The sequence below is a fragment of the Streptococcus sp. 27098_8_51 genome (assembly GCF_041432205.1).
GTDB lineage: Bacteria > Bacillota > Bacilli > Lactobacillales > Streptococcaceae > Streptococcus.
Window position 1 is genome coordinate 15,257 of sequence record NZ_JAPVZE010000001.1, and the last position, 24,438, is coordinate 39,694.

The 24,438-nt window shown below is 40.4% G+C and carries 14 protein-coding genes; 13 read left to right on the forward strand and 1 reads right to left on the reverse strand.

Annotation, left to right across the window (positions count from 1 at the left end; translation table 11 throughout):
* Window positions 1–152 precede the first annotated feature (152 nt).
* Window positions 153–383, reverse strand: coding sequence for a DUF1797 family protein (locus tag O3622_RS00070; RefSeq protein WP_000443577.1), 231 nt, complete (start codon window positions 381–383; stop codon window positions 153–155).
* Window positions 384–575: 192 nt separating this feature from the next.
* Between O3622_RS00070 and O3622_RS00075 the strand changes: the two genes are divergently transcribed.
* The 13 genes from O3622_RS00075 to O3622_RS00135 all read left to right on the forward strand — a co-directional run bounded on the left by O3622_RS00075 (window position 576) and on the right by O3622_RS00135 (window position 24,045).
* Window positions 576–1,259 carry an amino acid ABC transporter permease gene (locus O3622_RS00075; protein WP_049490309.1) on the forward strand — a complete coding sequence of 228 codons (684 nt, stop codon included), beginning with the start codon at window positions 576–578 and terminating at the stop codon, window positions 1,257–1,259.
* Window positions 1,259–1,993, forward strand: a complete 735-nt coding sequence (locus O3622_RS00080; RefSeq protein WP_000140925.1) for an amino acid ABC transporter ATP-binding protein — start codon at window positions 1,259–1,261, stop codon at window positions 1,991–1,993. Before O3622_RS00075 ends, O3622_RS00080 begins: the two co-directional genes overlap by 1 nt.
* Window positions 1,994–2,026: 33 nt before the next feature.
* On the forward strand, window positions 2,027–2,347 hold the full coding sequence (locus O3622_RS00085) for a TfoX/Sxy family protein (protein ID WP_000168536.1): 321 nt from the start codon (window positions 2,027–2,029) through the stop codon (window positions 2,345–2,347).
* 148 nt (window positions 2,348–2,495) lie between these two features.
* The gene (locus tag O3622_RS00090; RefSeq protein ID WP_000057219.1) at window positions 2,496–3,353 is read left to right on the forward strand and encodes a bifunctional methylenetetrahydrofolate dehydrogenase/methenyltetrahydrofolate cyclohydrolase; all 858 of its coding nucleotides are present in this window, start codon (window positions 2,496–2,498) and stop codon (window positions 3,351–3,353) included.
* Between the two features lie 4 nt (window positions 3,354–3,357).
* On the forward strand, window positions 3,358–4,131 hold the full coding sequence (locus O3622_RS00095; RefSeq protein WP_371606859.1) for an HAD hydrolase family protein: 774 nt from the start codon (window positions 3,358–3,360) through the stop codon (window positions 4,129–4,131).
* A 343-nt stretch (window positions 4,132–4,474) separates the two neighbouring features.
* Entirely contained in the window at window positions 4,475–11,584 is a 7,110-nt protein-coding gene (locus tag O3622_RS00100; protein ID WP_371606860.1) for an SIALI-17 repeat-containing surface protein, read from the forward strand.
* Between the two features lie 239 nt (window positions 11,585–11,823).
* Window positions 11,824–12,645, forward strand: coding sequence for a hypothetical protein (locus O3622_RS00105; RefSeq protein ID WP_000601055.1), 822 nt, complete (start codon window positions 11,824–11,826; stop codon window positions 12,643–12,645).
* Window positions 12,646–12,659: 14 nt separating this feature from the next.
* Complete coding sequence (locus O3622_RS00110) at window positions 12,660–13,511, forward strand: NAD(P)H-hydrate dehydratase (RefSeq protein WP_000863089.1); 852 nt, start codon at window positions 12,660–12,662, stop codon at window positions 13,509–13,511.
* A gap of 199 nt (window positions 13,512–13,710) precedes the next feature.
* The gene (locus O3622_RS00115) at window positions 13,711–16,200 is read left to right on the forward strand and encodes a bifunctional DnaQ family exonuclease/ATP-dependent helicase (RefSeq protein ID WP_371606947.1); all 2,490 of its coding nucleotides are present in this window, start codon (window positions 13,711–13,713) and stop codon (window positions 16,198–16,200) included.
* Between the two features lie 5 nt (window positions 16,201–16,205).
* The gene (locus O3622_RS00120; RefSeq protein ID WP_371606861.1) at window positions 16,206–17,429 is read left to right on the forward strand and encodes an FtsW/RodA/SpoVE family cell cycle protein; all 1,224 of its coding nucleotides are present in this window, start codon (window positions 16,206–16,208) and stop codon (window positions 17,427–17,429) included.
* A 10-nt stretch (window positions 17,430–17,439) separates the two neighbouring features.
* Window positions 17,440–17,994, forward strand: coding sequence for a DJ-1 family glyoxalase III (locus tag O3622_RS00125; RefSeq protein WP_001140918.1), 555 nt, complete (start codon window positions 17,440–17,442; stop codon window positions 17,992–17,994).
* Between the two features lie 373 nt (window positions 17,995–18,367).
* Entirely contained in the window at window positions 18,368–19,231 is an 864-nt protein-coding gene (locus O3622_RS00130; protein WP_000909920.1) for a helix-turn-helix domain-containing protein, read from the forward strand.
* Between the two features lie 86 nt (window positions 19,232–19,317).
* Window positions 19,318–24,045: a glycoside hydrolase family 70 protein gene (locus O3622_RS00135; protein WP_371606862.1), complete on the forward strand. Its 4,728-nt coding sequence runs from the start codon at window positions 19,318–19,320 to the stop codon at window positions 24,043–24,045.
* The last annotated feature ends 393 nt before the right edge of the window (window positions 24,046–24,438 follow it).

The window sequence follows — 24,438 nt, forward strand, 5'->3', positions numbered from 1 at the left end:
TAAGGTGTAAAGCAAGTAAAAAGATTGGGAAGTGGTCGTTTTTAAAAGAAGGATTTATGGAGAATTAAGCAGCTTGAAGGTAAGAAAAAATCCCATTTGTGGTGACAAAAAGGATTCTCATTCATCGGGACTTACTGCCCGTTGTTTTTATATTAGTAAAGGAGTTCGTAGATCTCCATTGCAATTAAATCAATGCTATCAAAGGTATAAGTTTCACGAGCTTCTACATCGCGAAGGGTGAAGAGTGATCCATTTTCTTCGTCGTGGCTGTATGCAACTTCTGCGACAACAACACCTTCACGTTCAAAATTACGTTTTAGATTTCCACCATCTTTTGTCATTGCTTCTAGGCGGTTAATGATTCTAACCAAATGTGATTCCATTTTGATTCTCCTCCATTTCTTATCGTTTCTATTTTACCATAAACAAGAGGTAGTTGACTAGAAAAAAACTGTGATTTCTCTCTATTTCTCTATTCTATCAAGTTAATTGTTAAAATCAGGGGAAAAAGGATTGCATTTTAATTCAATTCATGTTATAATCATACAATCTAATACATAGAAAGTTGATTGAATATGAATTTTTCTTTTTTACCAAAGTATTTACCATATTTTAACTATGGTGCTCTGATTACCGTATTGATTTCCATCCTTGTTGTCTGCTTAGGGACCATTATAGGTGTGTTACTGGCCTTTGCTCAACGTTCACACTTTAAACCGCTCGTTTGGTTTGCAAATGTGTATGTTTGGATCTTCCGTGGAACTCCGATGATGGTTCAAATAATGATTGCCTTTGCTCTTATGCATATCAATGCTCCGACTATCCAAGTGGGAATTTTAGGAGTTGATCTTTCTCGTTTGATTCCTGGTATTCTGATTATTTCTATGAATAGTGGAGCTTACGTTTCAGAAACTGTTCGTGCTGGGATCAATGCGGTTCCTAAAGGGCAGTTAGAGGCTGCTTACTCTCTTGGTATTCGTCCGAAAAATGCCATGCGTTATGTCATTTTGCCACAAGCTATCAAGAATATTCTTCCGGCTCTGGGAAATGAATTTATCACCATTATCAAGGATAGTTCTCTCTTGTCTGCGATTGGGGTGATGGAGTTGTGGAATGGTGCAACGACAGTAGCAACAACAACTTATTTACCGTTGACTCCCCTTTTATTTGCAGCCTTTTACTATTTGATTATGACCTCTGTTTTGACAGTGGCGTTGAAAGCATTTGAAAAACATATTGAACAAGGAGACAAGAAATAATGACAGAAACCTTGATTAAAATTGAAGAACTACATAAGTCTTTTGGGAAAAATGAAGTTTTAAAAGGCATCAACCTTGAGATTAAACGAGGAGAAGTTGTGGTTATTATCGGTCCGTCAGGGAGCGGGAAATCAACCCTCCTTCGTTCGATGAATCTCCTTGAAGAAGCAAGTAAAGGTAAGGTTATCTTTGAAGGAGTTGATATTACAGATAAGAAAAATGACCTTTTTGCCATGCGTGAAAAGATGGGCATGGTATTCCAACAATTCAACCTCTTTCCCAATATGACAGTGATGGAAAATATCACTTTATCACCAATTAAAACCAAAGGTGAAAGCAAGGAAGTTGCGGAGAAAAGAGCACAGGAACTGTTAGAAAAAGTTGGCTTGCCAGACAAGGCAACGGCCTACCCACAGAGTTTGTCAGGTGGTCAGCAACAACGGATTGCCATTGCACGTGGACTTGCTATGGAACCAGATGTTTTGCTCTTTGATGAGCCGACTTCAGCCCTAGACCCTGAGATGGTTGGAGAAGTCCTAGCTGTTATGCAAGACCTCGCTAAATCAGGGATGACTATGGTGATTGTGACGCATGAAATGGGCTTTGCGCGTGAGGTAGCAGACCGTGTTATCTTTATGGCGGATGGGGTTGTTGTCGAAGATGGAACACCAGAGGAGATTTTCGATCAAACAAAAGAACAACGGACCAAGGAATTTTTGAGTAAGGTTTTGTAAGACCTCATTTTTAGAAGAAATGGAGTAGGCATCATGGCTTCCAGTAAAGAATATTTAGATTTTATTCTCGAACAGCTATCAGAGCTAGAGGAGATGAGTTATCGTCCAATGATGGGAGAGTATATCCTTTATTATCGTGGGAAGATTATTGGGGGAATCTATGATAATCGTTTGTTACTGAAGCCTGTGAAGGTGGTCATGGATCAACTGAGACAGAATAGGCTTGAACGTCCTTATGAAGGAGCTAAGGAGATGATTTTGATAGAAGACATTGAAGATAAGTCATTTCTAACGAGATTAATTAAGGAGATGTATGAAGTCTTACCGGCTCCAAAAGTCAAAAAGAAAGCGTGACAAGTTTACTTAGTATAAATAGGCATAAAAGCTCGATAAGGGCTTTTTCTTATAGTTTCAGACTATAGGGTCCATTAGGCAAGAAGTGTTAGGATGGCGAGTTATTTTTTGTTATAATAGAAGATATTTGATAGAAAAGAGAAGAGATATGGCACAGATTATCGATGGGAAGGCTCTTGCGGCTAAGTTACAAGAACAGTTGGCTGAGAAGACGGCTAAACTAAAAGAAGAAACAGGTCTAGTTCCAGGATTGGTAGTGATTTTGGTGGGGAACAATCCTGCCAGCCAAGTCTACGTTCGAAACAAGGAACGGTCAGCTCTCGCTGCTGGCTTCCGTAGTGAAGTAGTGCGAGTTCCAGAGACCATTACCCAAGCGGAATTATTAGACTTGATTGCCAAATACAATCAAGATCCAGCTTGGCATGGGATTTTAGTTCAATTACCTTTGCCAAAACATATTGACGAAGAGGCAGTTTTATTAGCCATTGACCCAGAAAAAGATGTGGATGGTTTCCATCCTCTAAACATGGGTCGCCTCTGGTCTGGTCATCCAGTTATGATTCCTTCAACACCAGCAGGAATTATGGAGATGTTTCATGAGTATGGGATTGAGTTGGAAGGTAAAAATGCGGTTGTTATCGGTCGCTCAAATATCGTTGGAAAACCGATGGCTCAGCTTCTTTTAGCCAAGAATGCGACTGTGACCTTGACCCACTCACGGACCCATCATCTTGCTAAGGTGGCTGCAAAGGCGGATATTCTTGTGGTTGCAATCGGTCGCGCTAAGTTTGTGACTGCTGATTTTGTCAAACCAGGAGCGGTTGTCATTGACGTTGGGATGAACCGAGATGAAAATGGCAAGCTTTGTGGAGATGTTGATTATGATGCGGTTGCACCACTTGCTAGTCACATCACTCCTGTACCTGGTGGAGTTGGTCCTATGACGATTACTATGCTAATGGAGCAAACCTATCAGGCAGCGCTTCGAACACTGAACGAGGACTAGGAAGATGAAATTCGTATTTGACCTAGATGGAACGCTATCTTTTGACTATATGACCATAGATGAAGAGATTAAGCAGGTTCTTTTAAAGGCTGAAGATTATGGGCATGAGGTTGTGTTTGCCTCAGCTCGCTCTTATCGGGATTGTTTGGGTTTATTAGGCCCTGAACTCAGTCAGCGCTTGGTCATAGGGTTGAATGGCGGTGTAGCCTATCATTTGGGGAAGGGTATCTTTGAAAGGAATCTCGATGCTAGAGTTTATCAGGCGCTAGTGGATTATTGCCAGACTTATAATCTCCCTTTCTTTGTAGATGATTGCTTTGACTATAGTGGTCAGATTGTAGAGAAGATTCCATTTTTCTCCAGTGTGGATCCCCTAAAGGTGGCTCGTCATCAGAAACTTGAGGACTTAGGGACTCCGATTAAGGTAGTCGTTTATATGGGTGACCATGAGGAGTTGCTTGATGATCTACTTGGTCAGTTAGAAAGACTGGGGCAGGCTCATCTCTCCTATCATGCGCATGAAAAGTGCCTTTATGTTAATCCCTTGGATACTCATAAGGCGACAACTGTTGAAAAATTATGTGGGGAGAACTTCATCGCTTTTGGAAATGACCAAAACGATATTGAACTATTTAAAACGTCTCTCTATTCTGTCCAGATAGGAGATTTTGCCGGCCTTACTCCATATGCAGATGACACGTTAGAGCTAAAAGGAGCTCCTTCTCCAGCAGTGGCAGCTAAAATCTTACAGACCTTTGCGGAATTTAAGGGAAAATAGTGTAGAAGGAGGTTCGCCTTCTTTTTATGTAGAGTAATGCAGTCTATAAACTATAAATTTGAAGTTTTAAAAAGATATTAATGGAATTCAATTTGTAGTAGAAAGAGTCTAGAACCGAAAGCTATTTTCATTGCAACTATTCCTTTTAAATGCCCCCTTCTTATATATCATTTTATTGGGTTAAATTAATGGAAAATAATTGCAATTTAAGGTGCTTTTTGATATATTTAATATATAAAATATATTATAAAACTTGGTACATGTTTGTGTATTCAGAAGGAGGTTATTTTTTAAAATAAAGTAAGCGCTTACTTTGTATCAAGAAAAAGAAATGAGGATTTTAATGAACAAAAGACTTTTTGATAAACGTTGTCATTATAGCATTCGTAAATTTGCAATAGGTGCGGCATCTGTAATGATTGGGGCTAGTATATTTGGTATTTCTGCTGTACAAGCTGAGGAGGTGGATTCATCCAATGCTAAAACAGAAGAAACAACTGTTCATCAAGCTCAACCTTTAGATAAGCTTCCCGATGATGTGGTAGCTGCTATTGCAAAGGCTGATGAGAATGGTGGGCGTGAGTTTGTAAAACCAAAAGCTGAATCGGCAGAAGACAAAGTGACTAAGGATACAGAACCTACTACACCTACTAACGAGAGTAGTCGTGAATTGGTTAGTCCTAAAGGGGAAACTCCAAATAAAGTAGAAGAAGGAAACAAGGCTGATAACAAACAGAAATCTGAAGAGGCAAATCCAAAGCCTGTTGAATCTGCAGTAACAGCTGGAACAGAAGTGAAAAAGGATTCTAAAAAAACTTCTGAAAAGGACCAAGTGAAAGCAGACACAGAGATTAAACCTTCTTCTGAAAAATCGCAAGTGCTGTCTAGAGAGTCAAACAAAGCCGAAGTTGAAAAGGAAAAACAGCTATTATCGGAACGAAAACAAGATTTTAATAAAGATTGGTATTTTAAACTAAATGCCCAAGGAGATTTTTCAAAAAAAGATGTGGATGTTCATGATTGGTCTAAATTGAATCTTCCTCATGATTGGAGTATTTATTTTGACTTTGATCACAAGTCTCCCGCTCGTAATGAAGGTGGGCAGTTAAATGGTGGAACAGCTTGGTATCGTAAGACTTTCATATTAGACGAAGCAGACAAGAATAAGGATGTTCGTATCAATTTTGATGGGGTTTACATGGATTCAAAGGTCTATGTAAATGGTAAATTTGTCGGACATTATCCAAGTGGCTATAATCATTTTTCATATGATATTACAGAATTTTTAAACAAGGATGGTAGTGAAAATTCAATTACTGTTCAAGTGACCAATAAGCAACCAAGTAGTCGTTGGTATTCAGGAAGTGGGATTTATCGTGATGTAACCCTTAGTTATCGTGATAAAGTCCATGTTGCCGAAAATGGTAATCATATCACTACTCCAAAACTTGCTGAGCAAAAAGAAGGGAATGTTGAAACACAGGTTCAAAGTAAGATTAAAAATACGGATAAGAAGGCTGCTAAAGTCTTTGTGGAACAACAAATTTTTACTAAGGAAGGTAAGGTTGTTTCAGAATTAGTCCGCTCTGAAACGAAGAATTTAGCAGAAAATGAAACTGCAGATTTCAGACAAACAATCCTAGTTAATAAACCAACTCTTTGGACGACAAAAAGTTATCATCCTCAACTGTATGTGTTGAAAACAAAGGTTTATAAAGAAGGTCAACTAGTTGATGTAACAGAAGATACATTTGGTTACCGTTATTTCAATTGGACTGCTAAGGAAGGTTTCTCTCTGAATGGTGAACGCATGAAATTCCACGGAGTCAGTATTCACCATGACAATGGAGCCTTGGGGGCAGAAGAGAATTATAAGGCTACCTATCGTAAATTAAAACTCTTGAAAGATATGGGGGTTAACTCTATTCGAACAACCCACAATCCAGCGAGTCCTCAGTTGCTTGATGCTGCAGCTAGTTTAGGTCTTTTGGTTCAAGAGGAAGCTTTTGATACTTGGTATGGTGGCAAGAAGACTTACGACTATGGACGGTTCTTTGATCAAGATGCAACTCATCCGGAGGCTAAGAAGGGTGAGAAGTGGTCTGATTTTGATCTCAGAACAATGGTAGAACGTGATAAGAACAATCCGTCTATCGTCATGTGGTCTCTTGGAAATGAGGTAGAGGAGGCAAATGGTAGTCCTCGTTCTATCGAAACTGCTAAACGATTGAAGGCAGTTATCAAAGCGATTGATACTGAGCGTTATGTAACCATGGGGGAAAACAAATTTAGTCGTGCAGCGACAGGTGATTTCTTGAAACTCGCAGAAATTATGGATGCTGTCGGTATGAACTATGGTGAACGTAATTATGATGCTGTTCGTAGAGCGCATCCAGACTGGCTCATTTATGGTTCTGAAACCTCTTCAGCTACTAGGACGCGTGATTCTTATTATAACCCTGCTCAAATCCTTGGACATGACAATCGTCCAAATCGTCACTATGAACAATCTGACTATGGTAATGACCGTGTTGGATGGGGAAGAACAGCTACTGAATCATGGACTTTTGACCGTGATCGTGCTGGCTATGCTGGACAATTTATCTGGACAGGAATTGACTATATTGGAGAACCGACTCCATGGCATAACCAAGATAGTACACCTGTCAAGAGCTCTTACTTTGGTATTATTGATACAGCTGGTTTACCAAAGAATGATTTCTACCTTTACCGTAGTGAATGGTATAGTGCTAAAGAAAAGCCAACTGTTCGCATTTTACCACATTGGAACTGGACTGAAGAGACCCTTAAGGATCGCAAGATGCTGATTGATGGAAAGGTTCCGGTTCGTACCTTCTCAAATGCTGCAAGCGTCGAATTGTTCTTAAATGGAGAGTCGCTTGGTAAAAAGGAATTTACTAAGAAAAGGACAGAAGATGGACGTCCATATCATGAGGGAGCTAAACCAAGTGAATTGTATCTTGAGTGGCTTGTGAAATACCAACCAGGCACACTGACTGCGATTGCTCGAGATGAAAATGGCAACGAAATTGCGCGTGATAGTGTGACAACTGCTGGGGAGCCAGCAAGAGTTCGTCTGACTAAAGAAGAGCATGTTATCACTGCAGATGGAAAGGACCTATCCTACATCCATTATGAAATTGTTGATGGCGATGGTAATGTGGTTCCTACAGCTAACAATCTTGTTCATTTCAATCTTCATGGTCAGGGACAAATCGTTGGTGTGGATAATGGAGAACAAGCTAGTCGTGAACGCTACAAAGCTCAAGCAGATGGAACATGGCAAAGACGTGCTTTCAATGGTAAAGGGGTTGTCATTGTAAAATCAACAGAAAAAGAAGGTAAATTTACTCTTTTTGCAGATTCTGCTGGTTTGACATCTGATAGCGCAACGGTCGCAACGGTGTCTGGTAAGAAAGAAAATCGTCACTTTGTAGCCTTTGCTCCTGTAAAAGCAACAACTGATGTGACGACAAATCCTGAATTACCTCAAACAGTAACAGCTATTTATAGTGACGGTAGTGTTGAGGAAAAGACTGTAACTTGGGAAATGCCATCTGACTTGCTTACAAGCGCAGGTGAGAAAAAAGTATCAGGACGTGTAGAAGGTTTGGAAACTAAAGCTGAGGCACTTGTTAAAGTGATTGCTTTAGATAGATGGTTACCAAAAGTTGCTACAGTCCCAGTTGGAACGAATGCGGCTGATTTGGATAAAACGGTCACAGCTGTTCTGACAGATGGTAGCTTGATTGATACTGATGTTGTTTCTTGGACCTTGAAAGACCCTGCTGCTTTGAACAAGGAAGGTGGACGTACGGAGGCTACTGGTAAATTGGTAGATGACGACCGTGAAGTGACTGCAACCTTTATCGCAAGTAGTAAGGAAACAACAAGTAGCATTACAGGACTTACTGTTGGGGATAAAGCTCTTGAGAATTTTGAGTCTGGCAAGACCTATTACCGTGTATCCCTTCCTTACACTGCAACTATTCCAAGTGTTGGAGCTCAGACTACCGGATATCAAGTAACTGTTCAGCAAGCTTCTGCTGATAATGGTTATCAGGCTTCTGTCTTCTTGAGTGACCAAAAGGGTGACTTGGTTCAAACTTACTTAATTCAGTTTGTGAAGGAAGCTCCCGCTTTGAAACGTTTGGAAGTGGTTGTAGAAGGAAAAGAAACTGCCACTGAAGATCAAGTATTAACTTACCACGTCATTGGTCGTTATGAGGATGGTTCACAAACAGAGTTTTCGGCTTCAGATATTCACTTAGAAGCTAAATCATCTGATGGGGGACATCTTGAGGTGAATGGTCAGAATATATTCCTCTATACTAAGGGAAGAGTGACTTTGACACCTCGAATCGATAATCAAACAGAGAAAACAGAATCTGTAACCACTGAAGTGGTGATTAAAGAAAATAAAGTCAGCAAGAAGATTGTGAAACTTCATCCTGTGTCTGTTTCTACAGATATCAATCAGCAACCGAATCTACCTAAAGAAGTTGGAGCAGAATTTGATAAGGGCTTGCCACGCAAAGTATCTGTAGCTTGGGATAAGGTAGATGAAAAAGAGTTGGGGCACTATCATAGCTTTACGCTTAAAGGACATGTGGAAGGCACAGATATTGAAGCTCAAGCGACTGTAACGGTTGAAGGATTGCAAGTTGCAGAGGAAATCAGTCTCACAGTACCTAAGGGTGAGACGGTTCAATTGCCAGCTAATGTTCGGGCTTACCATTCTAACGGAACAACTATCTATAAAGATGTTGTTTGGGATCAGGTTCCAGCCAACTTTAGTCAAACTGAAGGGGTCTATGAAATCAATGGTCGTTTAGTAGGTAGCAATCTGACAACTAAAGCTCATGTTCGAGTGTCTAGTCAAGTGGTTGCTGGAAATAATATCTCTAAACAATGGACAGGTTCACAATTACCAGCTGCCATTGTATCCAATACAGGAGGAGATGACACAGCCAACACCTTGAACGATTTGACTGTATCAAGAACGCCATCAGATGCTAAAAATAGATGGACTACTTGGAGAACAAATACTGATAACGACTGGGCTTCTATCTTATTTGGTAATTCAGGAGACTTGACGAAGCGTTTTGTCAACAATTTGTCGGTTGATTTCTATACTGATGGAGCAATTGGTCTTCCAAAAGAATATGTAGTTGAATATTATGTAGGTAAAGAAATTCCAGATTTACCAAGTGATGTCAGTCATGCGCAACGAGATAGCAATCATCCATTTAATAATCCAGACAATTGGAAAGCAGTTGAAAACTTACATGCTCCAAGTCAGCTGTCTGCAACTCAAACAAATCACTTCACATTTGACAAGGTCGAAACCTACGCTGTTCGTATTCGTATGAAGAAAGCAGATGGAACATCAGGTGTTGGTCTGACAGAGCTAACTGTGCTTGGAAACAAGGTCTTAAGTGAAACAAGTTCAGAGATTTCTATCAAGGTAGATGGCAAGGATCTTGAACATTTTAATCCATCTAAGACAGATTACTATATTCCTCAATCTAGCAAAGAAATCACAGCAACAGCTAGCAATAATGGTTTGGTAACAGTTGTTCCTGCAACAAGTCCAAAAGGTGCAACACGTCTCATCTTGAAAGCAGAAGATGGTACGGTGTTGAAAGAATATCGAATTTTCCGCAATGATGAGAGAGAAACTAGTCAACCTCTTGCGGCAGAAAACAGTGCTAAAATCTTGAATGTTGGAGACAATCTTCAACTTCCTTCAGAAGTAAGTGTTTATTATCCAACTTCAACTAATTGGACTACAGATAAACTTGCAGTGAAGTGGGATGCTATTCCTGAACATGCGACAGAGCATGAGGGAACATTTGAAGTTACCGGTCATGTCATTGGTACAAATCTAACGACTAAAATGCAGGTGACAGTTGTTGCTAAAGGCAATCAAGTCATTTCAGAAAATCCAAGCAACAATGAAACTGATTCTAAAGCCTTTGCTTCGACAACGAACGATACTCAAGCAGCTTCAAATGATCGAATTTTCTATATCAATGATGGAAAATACAATGAAGATGGACGTTGGACAAACTGGTCTCGTACTCCGAAAAATCAAGAAACTTCTGTTGGATTACTCTTTAAGAAGGATGGAAAAATTGCTTCTCAATCTATTGGGAAAGTAGCTATTCAGTTCTTTAAAGATAGTGGAACAGATGCCCCAGAGAAAATGGTTCTAGAAAGATATATTGGCCCTGCCTTTACAGAACCAAGTACGATTTCTCGTTATGAAGAAAATGCTGACCATCCATTCAACAAGGCAGAAAATTGGGCACCTATTCCTTACAAAGCTTCTGGAGAATTAGTAGCTGGTAAACCAATCGAGTTTAATTTTGATCCGGTTCAAACGACAGCAATTCGTGCTCGCATGACTCGTAAGGCTACTACCAATGGTCTTGCACTTGTAGAATTTACAGCCTACTCTGCAGGCAAGGGAGCAGAAGTGGAAGCACCATCAGCGACTATTTCGATTGACGGAAAAGCATTGGAAAACTTTGATCCAAATGTGACAGATTACACTCTAACAACAATGGGTTCAAAACCAAAAGTCACTGCAACAACTAGTGGACATGGAGTAGTTACAGTTGTGGATTCTGGAAATGCCAATCTTCCAACACTGGTTCGTCTTGTTTCCAAAGATGGAAATCTGGTGAAAGAATATCGTTTACACTTTAAGTCTACCTTCCAAACAACACCAACAGAAGGCGTTAAGAACTTAGTAGCAGAAACTCCAAGTTTGGAAATTGAAAAGACTCCGCTTCCGTTTAAAGAAGTTATTCGTGAAAACCCTGAACTTGCTCAAGGTCAACGTCGTATCGTTTCTGAAGGACAAGATGGAGAAAAAGTTGACTATATTCAAGTTTTGGGTACTACTAGAAGTCTTGTTCATTCTGAAGAAAGAAAGGCTCAGGATCGCATTGTTGAAGTAGGAGTGAAAGCATCTATTTCAAGTAGTAAAGGCGAGGAGCCTGCTCCAGTCAATGAAGTTCCAGAATTCAAAGGAGGTGCTAACTTTGTAGAAGCAGCAGTAAATGAAGTTCCAGAATACACAGGAATTCTAGCCACAGTAGGAGATCAAGCAGTACCAAGTGTTGAGAAACCTGAATTTAAGGGTGGCGTTAATGCTGTAATGGCTCTAGAACATAAACTTCCAGAGTACCGTGGTATTCTAGCTACAGTAGGTAATCAACCAGCACCGACAGTAGAAAAACCAGAGTTTAAACTAAGTTCGTTAGAAAAAGCTCAGACCCCAGAAACACCAGTTCAAGTTGCCAAGGAAGACAAGAGATTGCCAGAAACTGGTGAAAAACAGTCAGAAACAGCTGTTTTCTTGGCAGGTGTTACCTTGGCCTTGTCAGCAGCTTTATTAACTGCAAAACTCAAAGAAGATTAGTCTCAGCGTCTAATGACATCCTATTTGTAGATATTAGTCGATGATTAAAAATTGGTTTCTTTTTCAACTATTGTAAGTTGATGGCATCTAAAAACTGGAGAAGACAATCATGGTCTTCTCCAGTTTTATATAGGTGTAAGCAAGAGAGGTGAATTGTACCCCAAAAGTTAGACAGAAAAATAGTAATCCAAATTGCAAGGTGTGTACCTTTTTGTTGTATAATGGAGTGAGGTGATTAGATGATTTTAAAAATTTATAATGGAGAATATAGTTTACAATGGGATGGAATATACTACTTAGCACTAATTGATTATCCAAATATTCAAGAGTGGGAATTAGAAAAAATTGCTAAATTTATAGCTTACGAAAAACTTCATAAACGTCAAACAAGTATTGAGTGTGCTGATTCTTGTTTAAAAGAAGAAATTTTAGATTACATCTGTCAGCAACCCTTTCTGCCACCATTTACCCCTACAGATAAAAGAGTAGCCTCGACTTATGATCTACATAAGAGGCTAGTGACTTCAGACTACTGTAGCCATACTACGACTATAGATGCAGCGATTTCTATTTTTAAAACAGGTCAGCTCTTATCTGCTATGAAAGCCTTTAGGCGAGATGCTGAGGAGTTGGTTTTGGATAGTCGAAATGCTGCATCTGATCCGAAAGATTATTTTGACTATGTTATGTTAGGATGGTCAAATACAAGTTCTGGTTATCGATTGGCGATGGAACGTTTATTAGGTCGAGCTCCTTCAGAGAAAGAATTACAAGATAAGTTTATTCCTGGAGTAAGTTTTCATTTTATCTATACAGATTTGATTAAAGTTCCTGGTTATATTTTTGATGGTTACCATGCTGTAAAAATTAAGGACATGCTTAATTTATTAAGTGAGTTGTATATTTGCATTATTCCAACTCATAATAAGTGCCAATTTGAAAATATTATTCCAACTAAAATACAAGATAGGGTGCGTTATCTTGACTATGATGGAGAAGACTTAGAAGAGTGGACTAAGAAAGTCTATCAAGTTGTTTTAAAACAATCAGATAAAGGATAGTTGAGGAAAAAACGATGAAAGTGATTGATCAAACTTTATTAGAAAAAGTCATTATTGAACGTTCTCGTCATAGCCATAAGGGAGATTACGGACGTCTGCTCTTACTGGGAGGGACTTATCCTTATGGGGGAGCTATCATCATGTCAGCCATTGCAGCTGTCAGAAGTGGGGCAGGGTTGGTGACTGTTGGCACGGATAAGGAGAATATCTCAGCCCTGCACAGCCATTTACCTGAAGCAATGGCTTTTTCTCTAAAGGATAAAGCATTACTAAAAGAACAGTTGGAAAAGGCAGAAGTTGTCTTGTTAGGTCCGGGTTTGCGAGAGGATGCATTTGGAGAAGAACTCGTAAAACGAGTTTTTGACAGTCTCAGAAAAGACCAGATTTTGATTGTAGACGGCGGTGCTTTGGGCATCTTAGCAAAAGGTCATTTGCCATTTCCATCTAGTCAGCTCATTCTTACTCCCCACCAAAAGGAATGGGAAAGACTGTCTGGTATAGTTCTTGAACATAAAAATACAGAGACGACTGCTAGGGCTCTTTCTTCTTTTCCTCAAGGAACAATTCTAGTTGAGAAGGGTCCAGCGACTCGTATCTGGAAAGCTGGCAAACCTGAATACTATCAACTGGAGGTTGGAGGTCCCTATCAAGCAACCGGTGGGATGGGAGATACTTTGGCTGGGATGATTGCAGGTTTTGCAGGTCAGTTTCCACATGTCAATCTCTATGAACGCGTAGTAGTAGCGACCCATCTGCACTCAGCCATTGCTCAAGAACTAGCTCAAGAAAACTACCTTGTCTTGCCAACAGAAATTAGCAAGCTCCTCCCCAAAACAATGAAAAAAATATCTCAAAAAGGCAGCTAATACCTTGGTTGTCTTTTTATGTTGATGTAGCTTTGTTGATAAGTTTTTCAAATACTTCAGAACTGGCAAGTAACTGCTAAACTTGCGAGAAATTCTCACTTTTAAGGTCTTGATTTTTAATCAAACTCGAAAGTGAAGCAAGATTGTTATCAAAGTTGAGGGGTGTCAAATCATGCTTTTTTTGATATAATTTTTAATGATGAATGCGAGAAATGATCGGTATGTGGTCGTTGATTTAGAGGCGACCAGCACCGGAAGCAAGGCAAAAATTATTCAAGTAGGCATTGTGGTGATTGAGAATGGTGAAATTATCGATCAGTATGCGACTGATGTCAATCCTCACGAACCCTTGGATTCTCATATCAAAGAATTAACAGGTCTGACCGATCAGCGTTTGGCTGCGGCACCAGAATTTTCTCAGGTGGCTGGAAAAATTTTTGAATTGGTTAAGGACGGTATTTTTGTTGCGCACAATGTACAGTTTGATGCCAACCTTCTGGCGGAATTTCTCTTTTTTGAAGGATATGAATTGCGCACACCGCGGGTGGATACAGTTGAGCTTGCCCAGGTTCTGTATCCTCAGTTTGAAAAGTATAACTTAGGTATCCTTTGTCAAGAGTTGGGAATTGAGCTGGAACATGCCCACACTGCCCTGTCAGATGCTCAGGCAACAGCTGAACTCTTGCTTTACATGCGTCAAAAACTTTTTGAGCTACCTAAAGGGCTCTTAGAAAGCTTATTAAACCTTGCAGACAACCTTCTCTATGAAAGTTATCTGGTGATTGAGGAGGTCTATCAGCAACAATCTCTCTTATCTTCGCCCGACTTGATGGAACTTCATGGGCTTTTCCTCAGAAAGGAAAGCAAAGCCTTAGTCCCACGAAAGTTATCCAAAGACTTTGCTAAAAACATTTCTTTATTGGGGCTGGAGGAGCGTCCGCAACAGTTGGAATTTGCGGAGAAGATTGAGCAATTATTGGAAGAACACCAGACTTCCTTTATCCAAGCCCAAACGGGACTGGGCAAGACTTATGGTTATCTCCTCCCAGCTTTGAACTTGGAGAGTCAAGCAGGTATCCTAGTGAGTGTTCCGACCAAAATTCTTCAAAATCAAATCATGCAAGAAGAAGGTCAGCGCTTAAAAGAGGTCTTCCATCTGGAAATTCATAGTCTCAAGGGGCCTCAAAATTATTTAAAACTGGATGCCTTTCACCGAGTTCTCCATCGACTGGAGTCCAATCGCCTTTTCACACGCTTTAAAATGCAGTTGCTTATCTGGCTAACAGAGTCAGAGACAGGTGACTTGGACGAAATCGGGCAGCTTTATCGCTACCAGCACTTTCTGCCAGAACTAGTCCACGATGGCAAGCTTTCAAAGAAAAGTTTATTTGCCACAGAGGATTTTTGGAAACGAGGGCAGGAAAAGGCCAAGACCAGTCGCGTTCTCTTGACTAATCATGCCTATCTGGTCACTCGTTTGGAAGACAATCCAGAGTTTGTCGATAACCGTTTGCTGATCTTGGATGAAGCTCAAAAAATGCTGCTAGCTCTCGAAAATCTAGCCCAGCAGGCTTATCGCCTTGAGGAACTTGTAACTCAAATTGAAAAGTCCTTGGAGACAGAGGAAGATTTGGTTCAGAAACGCTTGCTGGAGAGTATAGGTTTTGAATGTCGTTACTTGATGGAGCACTATCAGTCAGGTCTGAAGAATGGAAAGTGGTTGGATTCTCTTGAAGAGTTGCGCCAACATTTTTCGGAGTTAACTCTCCCAGAGTATCGAGAAATTGCAAACTTTTTCACCTCGGATCGTGAATTTTGGCTTGCTACAGCAGAGAAATCGAGCAAGGATGTCTTGATTTGTTCAAGTAAAAAAGGCCGCTTTATACTAGCAGACTTATTGCCAGAAGATTGTAGACTCCTAGGAGTATCGGCCACTCTTGAAATCAGTAATCGGGTTTCCTTAGCAGATTTGTTGGGATTTCCAGATGCTCCGCTTGTTAAGCTTGATGTAGCAAAGCAGGAGCAACAAGAAGTCTTTCTAGTCGATGATTTTCCTCTTGTGACAGATGTTTCACCTGTTGACTATGCTAGTGAAGTGGCTTCTGTCACTCGAAGCTTACAGGCCTTTCAAGAACCCATACTGGTCTTGTTTACCTCAAAAGAGATGTTGCTGGCTGTTTCAGACCTGCTCGACCAACCGCATCTAGCTCAGTATAAAAATGGGGAACCAAGCCAACTGAAAAAACGTTTTGAAAAAGGTGAACGCCAGATCTTGCTTGGAACAGGTAGTTTCTGGGAAGGAGTTGATTTTTCAACCCATCCTTGCGTGATTCAAGTGATTCCGAGATTGCCTTTCCAAAATCCCCAAGAACCGTTAACCAAAAAACTAAACCAAGAGCTGCGTCAAGAAGGGAAAAATCCTTTTTATGATTATCAGTTACCGATGGCGATTATTCGGTTAAAGCAGGCCCTTGGTCGTACTGTTAGACGGTCTGACCAAGGTTCGGTTGCTGTGATTTTAGACAGTCGTGTCGTCAGCAAGCGTTATGGCAAACAAATCGCTCAAGCCTTGTCAAAAGAAAGGACTGTTCAGGTCCTTTCTAGAGACCAGCTAGAGCCTGCTGTAGCTGATTTTCTCCAATCTCGTCGCAATAGAATGAAAGAAAAATCCCAGAAAGAGAAAAGGTAAAAAATATGAAACGTTCACTCGACTCTCGAGTCGATTATAGCCTTCTCCTACCAGTGTTTTGTTTACTGGTGATTGGAGTAGTGGCCATTTATATAGCAGTTAGTCATGACTATCCAAATAATGTATTACCAATTCTAGGTCAGCAAATCGCTTGGATTTCCTTGGGGCTTGTCATTGGATTTGTGGTCATGTTCTTTAATACCGAGTTTTTATGGAAGGTGACTCCCTATCTTTATGGTCTAGGGTTGGCTTTGATGGTCCTACCTCTTGTTTTCTTCAATCCAAATCTTGTAGCGTCAACAGGTGCCAAGAACTGGGTATCGATTGGTGGAACGACACTCTTTCAGCCATCGGAGTTCATGAAGATTTCCTATATCTTGATGTTGGCTCGAGCCATTGTAAGATTCACTCAAAAACACAAGGAATGGCGACGAACTATTCCCTTGGATTTCCTATTGATTGGTTGGATGATTGCCTTTACCATACCAGTCTTGATCCTCTTAGCCCTACAAAGTGACTTGGGGACTGCCTTGGTCTTTGTAGCTATTTTTTCCGGTATGGTTCTCCTTTCAGGTGTTTCGTGGAAGATTATCATTCCTGTTTTTGCGACAGGAGTGACTGCAGTTGTAGGCTTCATGGCCATCTTTATAAGCAAGGATGGACGTGCCTTCTTGCATCAGATTGGGATGCCAACCTACCAGATCAACCGCATCTTGGCTTGGCTCAATCCCTTTGACTTTGCACAAACAACAACATATCAACAGGCGCAGGGACAAATTGCGATTGGAAGTGGTGGCTTGTTTGGACAAGGTTTCAATGTGTCCAATCTCCTCATTCCAGTACGTGAGAGTGATATGATTTTCACCGTAATTGCAGAAGACTTTGGCTTTATTGGTTCAGTCTTTGTGGTTGCTATATACTTGCTTCTCATCTACCGTATGTTGAAGATTACGCTCAGGTCAAATAACCAGTTCTACACCTACATTTCGACTGGTTTTATCATGATGTTGCTCTTCCATATCTTTGAAAATATCGGTGCCGTGACAGGCTTACTTCCTTTGACAGGTATTCCTCTGCCATTTATTTCTCAAGGGGGCTCCGCAATTATTAGTAACCTCATCGGTGTTGGTCTCCTCTTGTCTATGAGTTACCAGACCAATCTAGCAGAAGAGAAAAGTGGAAAAGTTCCATTCAAACGAAAGAAAGTCGTCCTAAAACAAATCAAATAAGGAGGCCACTATGGCAAAAGTTGCAGTTATCTTAGCAAATGGCTTTGAAGAAATCGAAGCCTTGACAGTAATCGATGTCTTGCGTCGAGCAAACATTTCCTGTGATATGGTAGGATTTGAGGAGCAGGTGACGGGATCACATGACATTCGGGTAACAGCCGACCGTATCTTTGATGGTGATTTGTCTGACTATGACTTGGTAGTTCTTCCAGGTGGCATGCCAGGATCAGCTCACCTACGGGATAATCCAGCCCTCATTTCTGAGATTAAAGCCTTTGATCAAGCTGGAAAGAAAATTGCAGCTATCTGTGCAGCTCCAATCGCTCTCCATCAAGCAGGTGTCCTGAAAGACAAGCACTTTACTTGTTATGACGGAGTTCAGGAGCAAATTACTGACGGAATTTATCAAAAACAAACAGTGGTTGTAGATGGTAATCTAACAACTAGCCGAGGACCGTCAACCGCACTTGCCTTTGCCTATGAATTGGTAGAGCAATTGGGAGGAGATGCTGAAAGTTTACGAGACGGCATGCTCTATCGAGATGTCTTTGGAAATCAACAGTAAAACGAGAGTTCGGCTCTCGTTTTTTTATTTACTCCATTTCTAAAAAATGTTTCATATGATTGTCCTGCGCTTTTATATCAATCTTTTATAAATCAACCAAGATTCGTTTAACATAAGAAGGAAATCTATCTCTAGAAATGTTAGTGTTTTCAAGTTGTTAGATAGAATAGTTCAGATTTCTACTGAAATCAATAGATTCATGAAAAAGATAGAACATTCAATAAATGCTATATTAAAATGCTTTATCATGCGAATTAATCTGCTTGTATTAATTTGAAATATAAAGTACTTTCTCTGTAATATAATTGAAACGTGTTACTAGTATATTAAAATTAGTAAGAATTTTTTGCATATACGAAACTGGGGGAGTGATATGTTGAAAGCATTTGGAAAAATATTCAAAGTCATTAGAGAATCAAAAAAAATGTCCCTGAAAGAGGTGGCTGCTGGTGATATTTCCGTGGCTCAGCTATCCCGTTTTGAACGGGGAGTCAATGGGATCACACTTGATTCTTTTTATTGCTGTTTAAAAAATATGGCCGTTTCCCTAGAGGAGTTTCAGTATGTTTACCATAATTACATTGATTCAGATGATGTGCTGTTCTCAAAAAAAGTAGCTGATGCATATCAGGAAAACAATGTTGTCAAGCTCCAAAATATTTTGTCAAGCTCAGAAGCATTGACCGAACAGTTTCCTGAGAAAAAAAACTATAAACTCAATACAATCATTGTCAGGGCCCTCTTGTCCTCCTGTTGCTCAGATTTTCAGATTAGCAAGAAGGATATAGAATTCCTGACGGATCATCTCTTTTCTGTTGAGGAGTGGGGACGTTATGAACTCTGGCTTTTTACAAACAGTGTTGATTTGATGACCTTGGAAACGCTGGAAACCTTTGCTAGTGAGATGATCAATCGTACCCAGTTTTATAACAACCTACCTGAAAATCGCCGCCGTATTATCAAGATGCTACTTAATGTCATTAGCGTCTGTATAGAAGGAAACCATCTGCTAGTTGCTATGAGGTTTCTCAATTATCTCGACCACTCTAAAATCCCTGAAACAGATCTATATGATCGAACGCTGATTAAGTATCATAGGGCTCTGTATGCCTACAAGGTTGGGAATACTAATGCTCTCAGTGACATCGAGCAATGCCTATCTTTTTTTGAATTTTTAGATTCCTTTGGTGTTGCCCAAAAACTTAAAGAACAGTTTGAAAGAATTTGCCTTTCATAGTTGTAGATGTGCAACAAAAAATGATCATTTTGAAAAATATACTAGAATAAGGGCATAACTTTATACTAAATTCAGAAGGAGGCTTTATGATGGAGAAAAAGATTCATTATAAGATGCATAAAGTTAAGAAAAACTGGGTAGCCATTGCTTTGACGACCTTGGCCCTTATTGTAGCACCAAAGGTACTTGGTCTAGAACCAGGCGTTGTCCATGCGGATGATGTAAAGCAGGTTGTGGTTCAAGAACCTGCTACAGCTCAGACTAGTGATCCGGGTCAGCAAACTCCAGCCCAAGCTAAAATAGCATCTGAGCAAGAAGCAGAAAAAGCAACCCCTGCAGACAAGGTGACAGACGATGTTGCTGCTAGTGAAAAGCCTGCTAAACCAGCAGAAAATACAGAAGCAACAGTTCAAACCAATGCTCAAGAGCCTGCTAAACCAGCAGATACGAAAGAAGCATCTACAGAAAAGGCTGCTGTTGCTGAAGAAGTTAAAGCTGCTAATGCAATCACAGAAACTCCTAAAACTGAAGTAGCAGACCAGAATAAACAAGCAAGGCCAACAACTGCCCAAGACCAAGAAGGCGACAAGCGAGAAAAATCGGCTATTGAAGACAAGATTGTTGCAAATCCAAAGGTTGCAAAGAAAGATCGCTTGCCCGAACCTGCTCAAAAACAAGGAGCAGTAGCTGAAAGAATGGTAGCAGATCAGGCTCAACCTGCACCTGTAAATGCTGACCATGATGATGATGTCCTATCTCATATTAAGACCATTGATGGTAAAAATTACTATGTTCAGGACGATGGTACAGTTAAAAAGAACTTTGCAGTTGAACTTAATGGGAGAATACTTTATTTTGATGCAGAAACGGGTGCCTTAGTTGATTCAAATGAATATCAGTTCCAACAAGGAACCAGCAGTCTCAATAATGAATTCTCCCAAAAGAATGCTTTCTATGGTACGACTGACAAGGATATTGAAACTGTAGACGGTTATTTGACAGCAGATAGCTGGTATCGTCCAAAGTTCATCTTAAAAGATGGAAAAACATGGACGGCATCGACAGAAACAGACTTACGTCCTCTTTTGATGGCTTGGTGGCCTGATAAACGTACTCAGATTAATTACCTCAACTATATGAACCAGCAAGGTCTGGGAGCAGGTGCTTTTGAAAACAAAGTGGAACAAGCTCTCCTGACAGGTGCTTCTCAGCAGGTTCAGCGCAAAATTGAGGAAAAAATTGGTAAAGAAGGCGATACCAAATGGTTGAGAACGCTGATGGGTGCCTTTGTCAAAACCCAGCCAAACTGGAATATCAAGTCAGAGTCTGAAACAACTGGTACTAAAAAGGACCACTTGCAGGGTGGAGCTTTGCTTTATACTAATAATGAGAAGAGCTCTCATGCTGACTCTAAGTTCCGTCTGCTTAACCGTACCCCTACTAGTCAAACAGGTACACCTAAGTACTTCATTGACAAGTCAAACGGTGGTTATGAGTTCTTGCTCGCTAACGACTTTGACAACTCTAATCCAGCTGTTCAAGCCGAACAACTCAACTGGTTGCATTTTATGATGAACTTTGGAAGCATCGTAGCCAATGATCCGACTGCTAATTTTGATGGAGTTCGTGTCGATGCGGTGGACAATGTCAACGCAGACTTGCTCCAAATCGCATCTGACTACTTCAAGTCTCGCTACAAGGTGGGAGAAAGTGAAGAAGAAGCTATCAAGCATTTGTCTATCTTGGAAGCTTGGTCTGATAACGATCCTGACTACAACAAAGATACTAAAGGTGCTCAACTAGCAATTGACAACAAGCTACGCTTGTCCTTGCTTTATTCATTCATGCGTAATCTATCTATCCGTAGCGGAGTAGAGCCAACGATTACAAATAGTCTAAATGACCGTTCTTCTGAAAAGAAAAATGGCGAACGGATGGCTAACTATATCTTTGTTCGGGCTCATGACAGTGAAGTACAAACCGTTATTGCCGACATCATCCGAGAAAATATTAATCCAAACACGGATGGTTTGACCTTTACTATGGATGAACTCAAGCAAGCCTTCAAGATCTACAACGAAGATATGCGCAAGGCAGACAAGAAGTATACGCAGTTCAACATCCCAACTGCTCATGCTCTCATGCTCTCCAATAAAGACTCTATCACTCGGGTCTACTATGGTGACCTCTATACCGATGATGGTCAATACATGGAGAAAAAATCTCCTTACCACGATGCTATCGATGCCTTGTTGCGTGCTCGTATTAAGTATGTAGCAGGTGGACAAGACATGAAAGTCACATATATGGGTGTACCTCGTGAGGCTGATAAATGGTCTTACAATGGTATTTTGACTTCTGTTCGCTACGGTACTGGTGCCAATGAAGCAACAGATGAAGGAACAGCAGAAACCCGTACCCAAGGGATGGCTGTTATTGCTTCTAACAACCCTAACCTGAAACTGAACGAATGGGATAAACTGCAAGTCAATATGGGAGCAGCCCACAAGAATCAATACTATCGCCCTGTGCTTTTGACGACCAAAGATGGCATTTCCCGCTATCTAACTGACGAAGAAGTGCCGCAATCGCTCTGGAAGAAGACAGATGCTAATGGTATTTTAACCTTTGATATGAATGATATTGCAGGCTATAGCAATGTACAGGTTTCTGGATATCTGGCTGTTTGGGTACCAGTTGGCGCTAAGGCAGATCAGGATGCTCGTACAACAGCAAGCAAGAAGAAAAACGCTAGTGGTCAGGTCTACGAATCTAGCGCAGCCCTTGATTCTCAGTTGATTTACGAAGGATTTTCTAACTTCCAAGACTTTGCAACCCGCGATGACCAATATACCAATAAAGTTATTGCTAAAAATGTCAACCTCTTCAAGGAATGGGGAGTAACTTCATTTGAGCTACCACCTCAGTATGTATCTAGCCAAGACGGTACTTTCTTAGATTCTATCATTCAGAATGGTTATGCCTTTGAAGACCGCTATGATATGGCGATGAGCAAGAACAATAAATATGGTTCTTTAAAAGATTTGCTCAATGCTCTTCGTGCGCTTCACAGTGTTAATATCCAAGCCATCGCGGACTGGGTACCAGACCAAATCTATAACCTACCAGGTAAGGAAGTGGTAACAGCAACACGTGTCAACAACTACGGAACCTACCGTGAAGGTGCAGAAATCAAGGAAAAACTCTATGTAGCTAATAGTAAGACCAATGGAACTGATTTCCAAGGTAAGTACGGTGGCGCCTTCTTAGATGAGCTCAAAGCTAAATATCCAGAAATCTTTGAACGAGTACAGATTTCCAATGGTCAAAAGATGACAACAGATGAGAAGATTACCAAGTGGTCGGCTAAGTACTTCAATGGTACCAATATCTTAGGTCGTGGTGCTTACTATGTTCTTAAAGACTGGGCTAGCAACGACTATCTCACTAACAGAAATGGCGAGATAGTATTGCCTAAGCAATTAGTTAATAAGAATGCTTACACAGGATTTGTTAGTGATGCCAATGGTACTAAGTTCTATTCAACTAGTGGTTATCAAGCTAAAAATTCCTTTATCCAAGATGAAAATGGAAATTGGTATTACTTCGATAAACGAGGCTATCTTGTAACAGGTGCTCATGAAATTGATGGCAAGCACGTTTATTTCTTGAAGAATGGTATTCAACTTCGTGATTCTATCCGTGAAGATGAAAATGGTAATCAGTACTACTATGATCAAACTGGTGCCCAAGTTCTCAACCGTTACTACACTACTGATGGTCAAAACTGGCGTTACTTTGATGCCAAGGGCGTTATGGCTCGAGGTCTTGTCAAGATAGGAGATGGACAGCAATTCTTTGATGAAAACGGCTATCAGGTTAAGGGCAAGATTGTGAGTGCTAAAGATGGCAAACTTCGTTACTTTGACAAGGATTCAGGAAATGCTGTTATCAATCGTTTTGCTCAAGGTGATAACCCAAGTGATTGGTACTATTTCGGAGCAGATGGAGTTGCAGTGACAGGTCTTCAAAAGATTGGTCAACAAACACTTTACTTTGACCAAGATGGCAAGCAAGTCAAGGGTAAAATCGTGACACTTTCAGATAAGAGTATCCGTTACTTTGATGCCAACTCAGGAGAAATGGCGGTCGGCAAGTTTGCTGAAGGTGCCAAGAACGAATGGTATTACTTTGACAAAACTGGTAAAGCAGTGACAGGTCTTCAAAAGATTGGCAAACAAACACTTTACTTTGACCAAGATGGTAAGCAAGTCAAGGGTAAAGTAGTAACTTTGGCTGATAAATCCATCCGTTACTTTGATGCCGACTCAGGAGAAATGGCAGTCGGCAAGTTTGCAGAAGGTGCCAAGAACGAATGGTATTACTTTGACCAAACTGGTAAAGCAGTGACAGGCCTTCAAAAGATTGACAAACAAACACTTTACTTCGACCAAGATGGCAAGCAAGTCAAGGGCAAAATCGTGACACTTTCAGATAAGAGTATCCGTTACTTTGATGCTAACTCAGGAGAGATGGCAACCAACAAGTTTGTCGAAGGTTCCCAAAATGAGTGGTACTATTTTGATCAAGATGGAAAAGCAGTGACAGGCTTGCAGCAGGTTGGTCAACAGACTCTCTATTTCACGCAAGACGGCAAGCAAGTCAAAGGAAAAGTTGTTGATGTGAATGGGGTTAGTCGATATTTCGATGCCAATTCAGGGGATATGGCTCGAAGCAAATGGATTCAACTTGAAGATGGAAGTTGGATGTATTTTGACCGCGATGGTAGAGGTCAAAACTTCGGAAGAAACTAATCGAATTTAGCTCAATAAAAATCAAACTTTATCTGATGATATACAAAAACGATAACACCTTAAAAGGACGTTATCGTTTTTTGCCTGTTTGGAGAATAAATTACAATTGAAAAGAAAGATGGAATCATTGGGAACTGTAATGAATTAACAAGGGACTCCATATTGGAATAATCTTTTTCTGCACTCTATTGTGGTATTCAAAGCAATGAGTATTCTATTTTTAAAGTTTGAAAATCCAAAAGCGTTTCGTTTGTGAACAATGACGCGGTTGTTAGTAGTTTCTATTCTTTAATTTGTACATTTGAGATAAGAAAGATTTTGCTTGATTATTTATAGAGGAGCTATTCTTCACAAAAAGGCTCCATCGATGCAATAGTGTTTTACTCTCTATAT

Bases quoted from the DNA above. Each gene is read 5' to 3' on its own strand.
- O3622_RS00095 (WP_371606859.1), top strand. From the start codon at position 3,358: ATGAAATTCGTATTTGACCTAGATGGAACGCTATCTTTTGACTATATG.
- O3622_RS00090 (WP_000057219.1), top strand. From the start codon at position 2,496: ATGGCACAGATTATCGATGGGAAGGCTCTTGCGGCTAAGTTACAAGAA.
- O3622_RS00135 (WP_371606862.1), top strand. From the start codon at position 19,318: ATGATGGAGAAAAAGATTCATTATAAGATGCATAAAGTTAAGAAAAAC.
- O3622_RS00100 (WP_371606860.1), top strand. From the start codon at position 4,475: ATGAACAAAAGACTTTTTGATAAACGTTGTCATTATAGCATTCGTAAA.
- O3622_RS00075 (WP_049490309.1), top strand. From the start codon at position 576: ATGAATTTTTCTTTTTTACCAAAGTATTTACCATATTTTAACTATGGT.
- O3622_RS00110 (WP_000863089.1), top strand. From the start codon at position 12,660: ATGAAAGTGATTGATCAAACTTTATTAGAAAAAGTCATTATTGAACGT.
- O3622_RS00070 (WP_000443577.1), bottom strand. From the start codon at position 383: ATGGAATCACATTTGGTTAGAATCATTAACCGCCTAGAAGCAATGACA.
- O3622_RS00130 (WP_000909920.1), top strand. From the start codon at position 18,368: ATGTTGAAAGCATTTGGAAAAATATTCAAAGTCATTAGAGAATCAAAA.
- O3622_RS00105 (WP_000601055.1), top strand. From the start codon at position 11,824: ATGATTTTAAAAATTTATAATGGAGAATATAGTTTACAATGGGATGGA.
- O3622_RS00080 (WP_000140925.1), top strand. From the start codon at position 1,259: ATGACAGAAACCTTGATTAAAATTGAAGAACTACATAAGTCTTTTGGG.
- O3622_RS00120 (WP_371606861.1), top strand. From the start codon at position 16,206: ATGAAACGTTCACTCGACTCTCGAGTCGATTATAGCCTTCTCCTACCA.
- O3622_RS00125 (WP_001140918.1), top strand. From the start codon at position 17,440: ATGGCAAAAGTTGCAGTTATCTTAGCAAATGGCTTTGAAGAAATCGAA.
- O3622_RS00115 (WP_371606947.1), top strand. From the start codon at position 13,711: ATGAATGCGAGAAATGATCGGTATGTGGTCGTTGATTTAGAGGCGACC.
- O3622_RS00085 (WP_000168536.1), top strand. From the start codon at position 2,027: ATGGCTTCCAGTAAAGAATATTTAGATTTTATTCTCGAACAGCTATCA.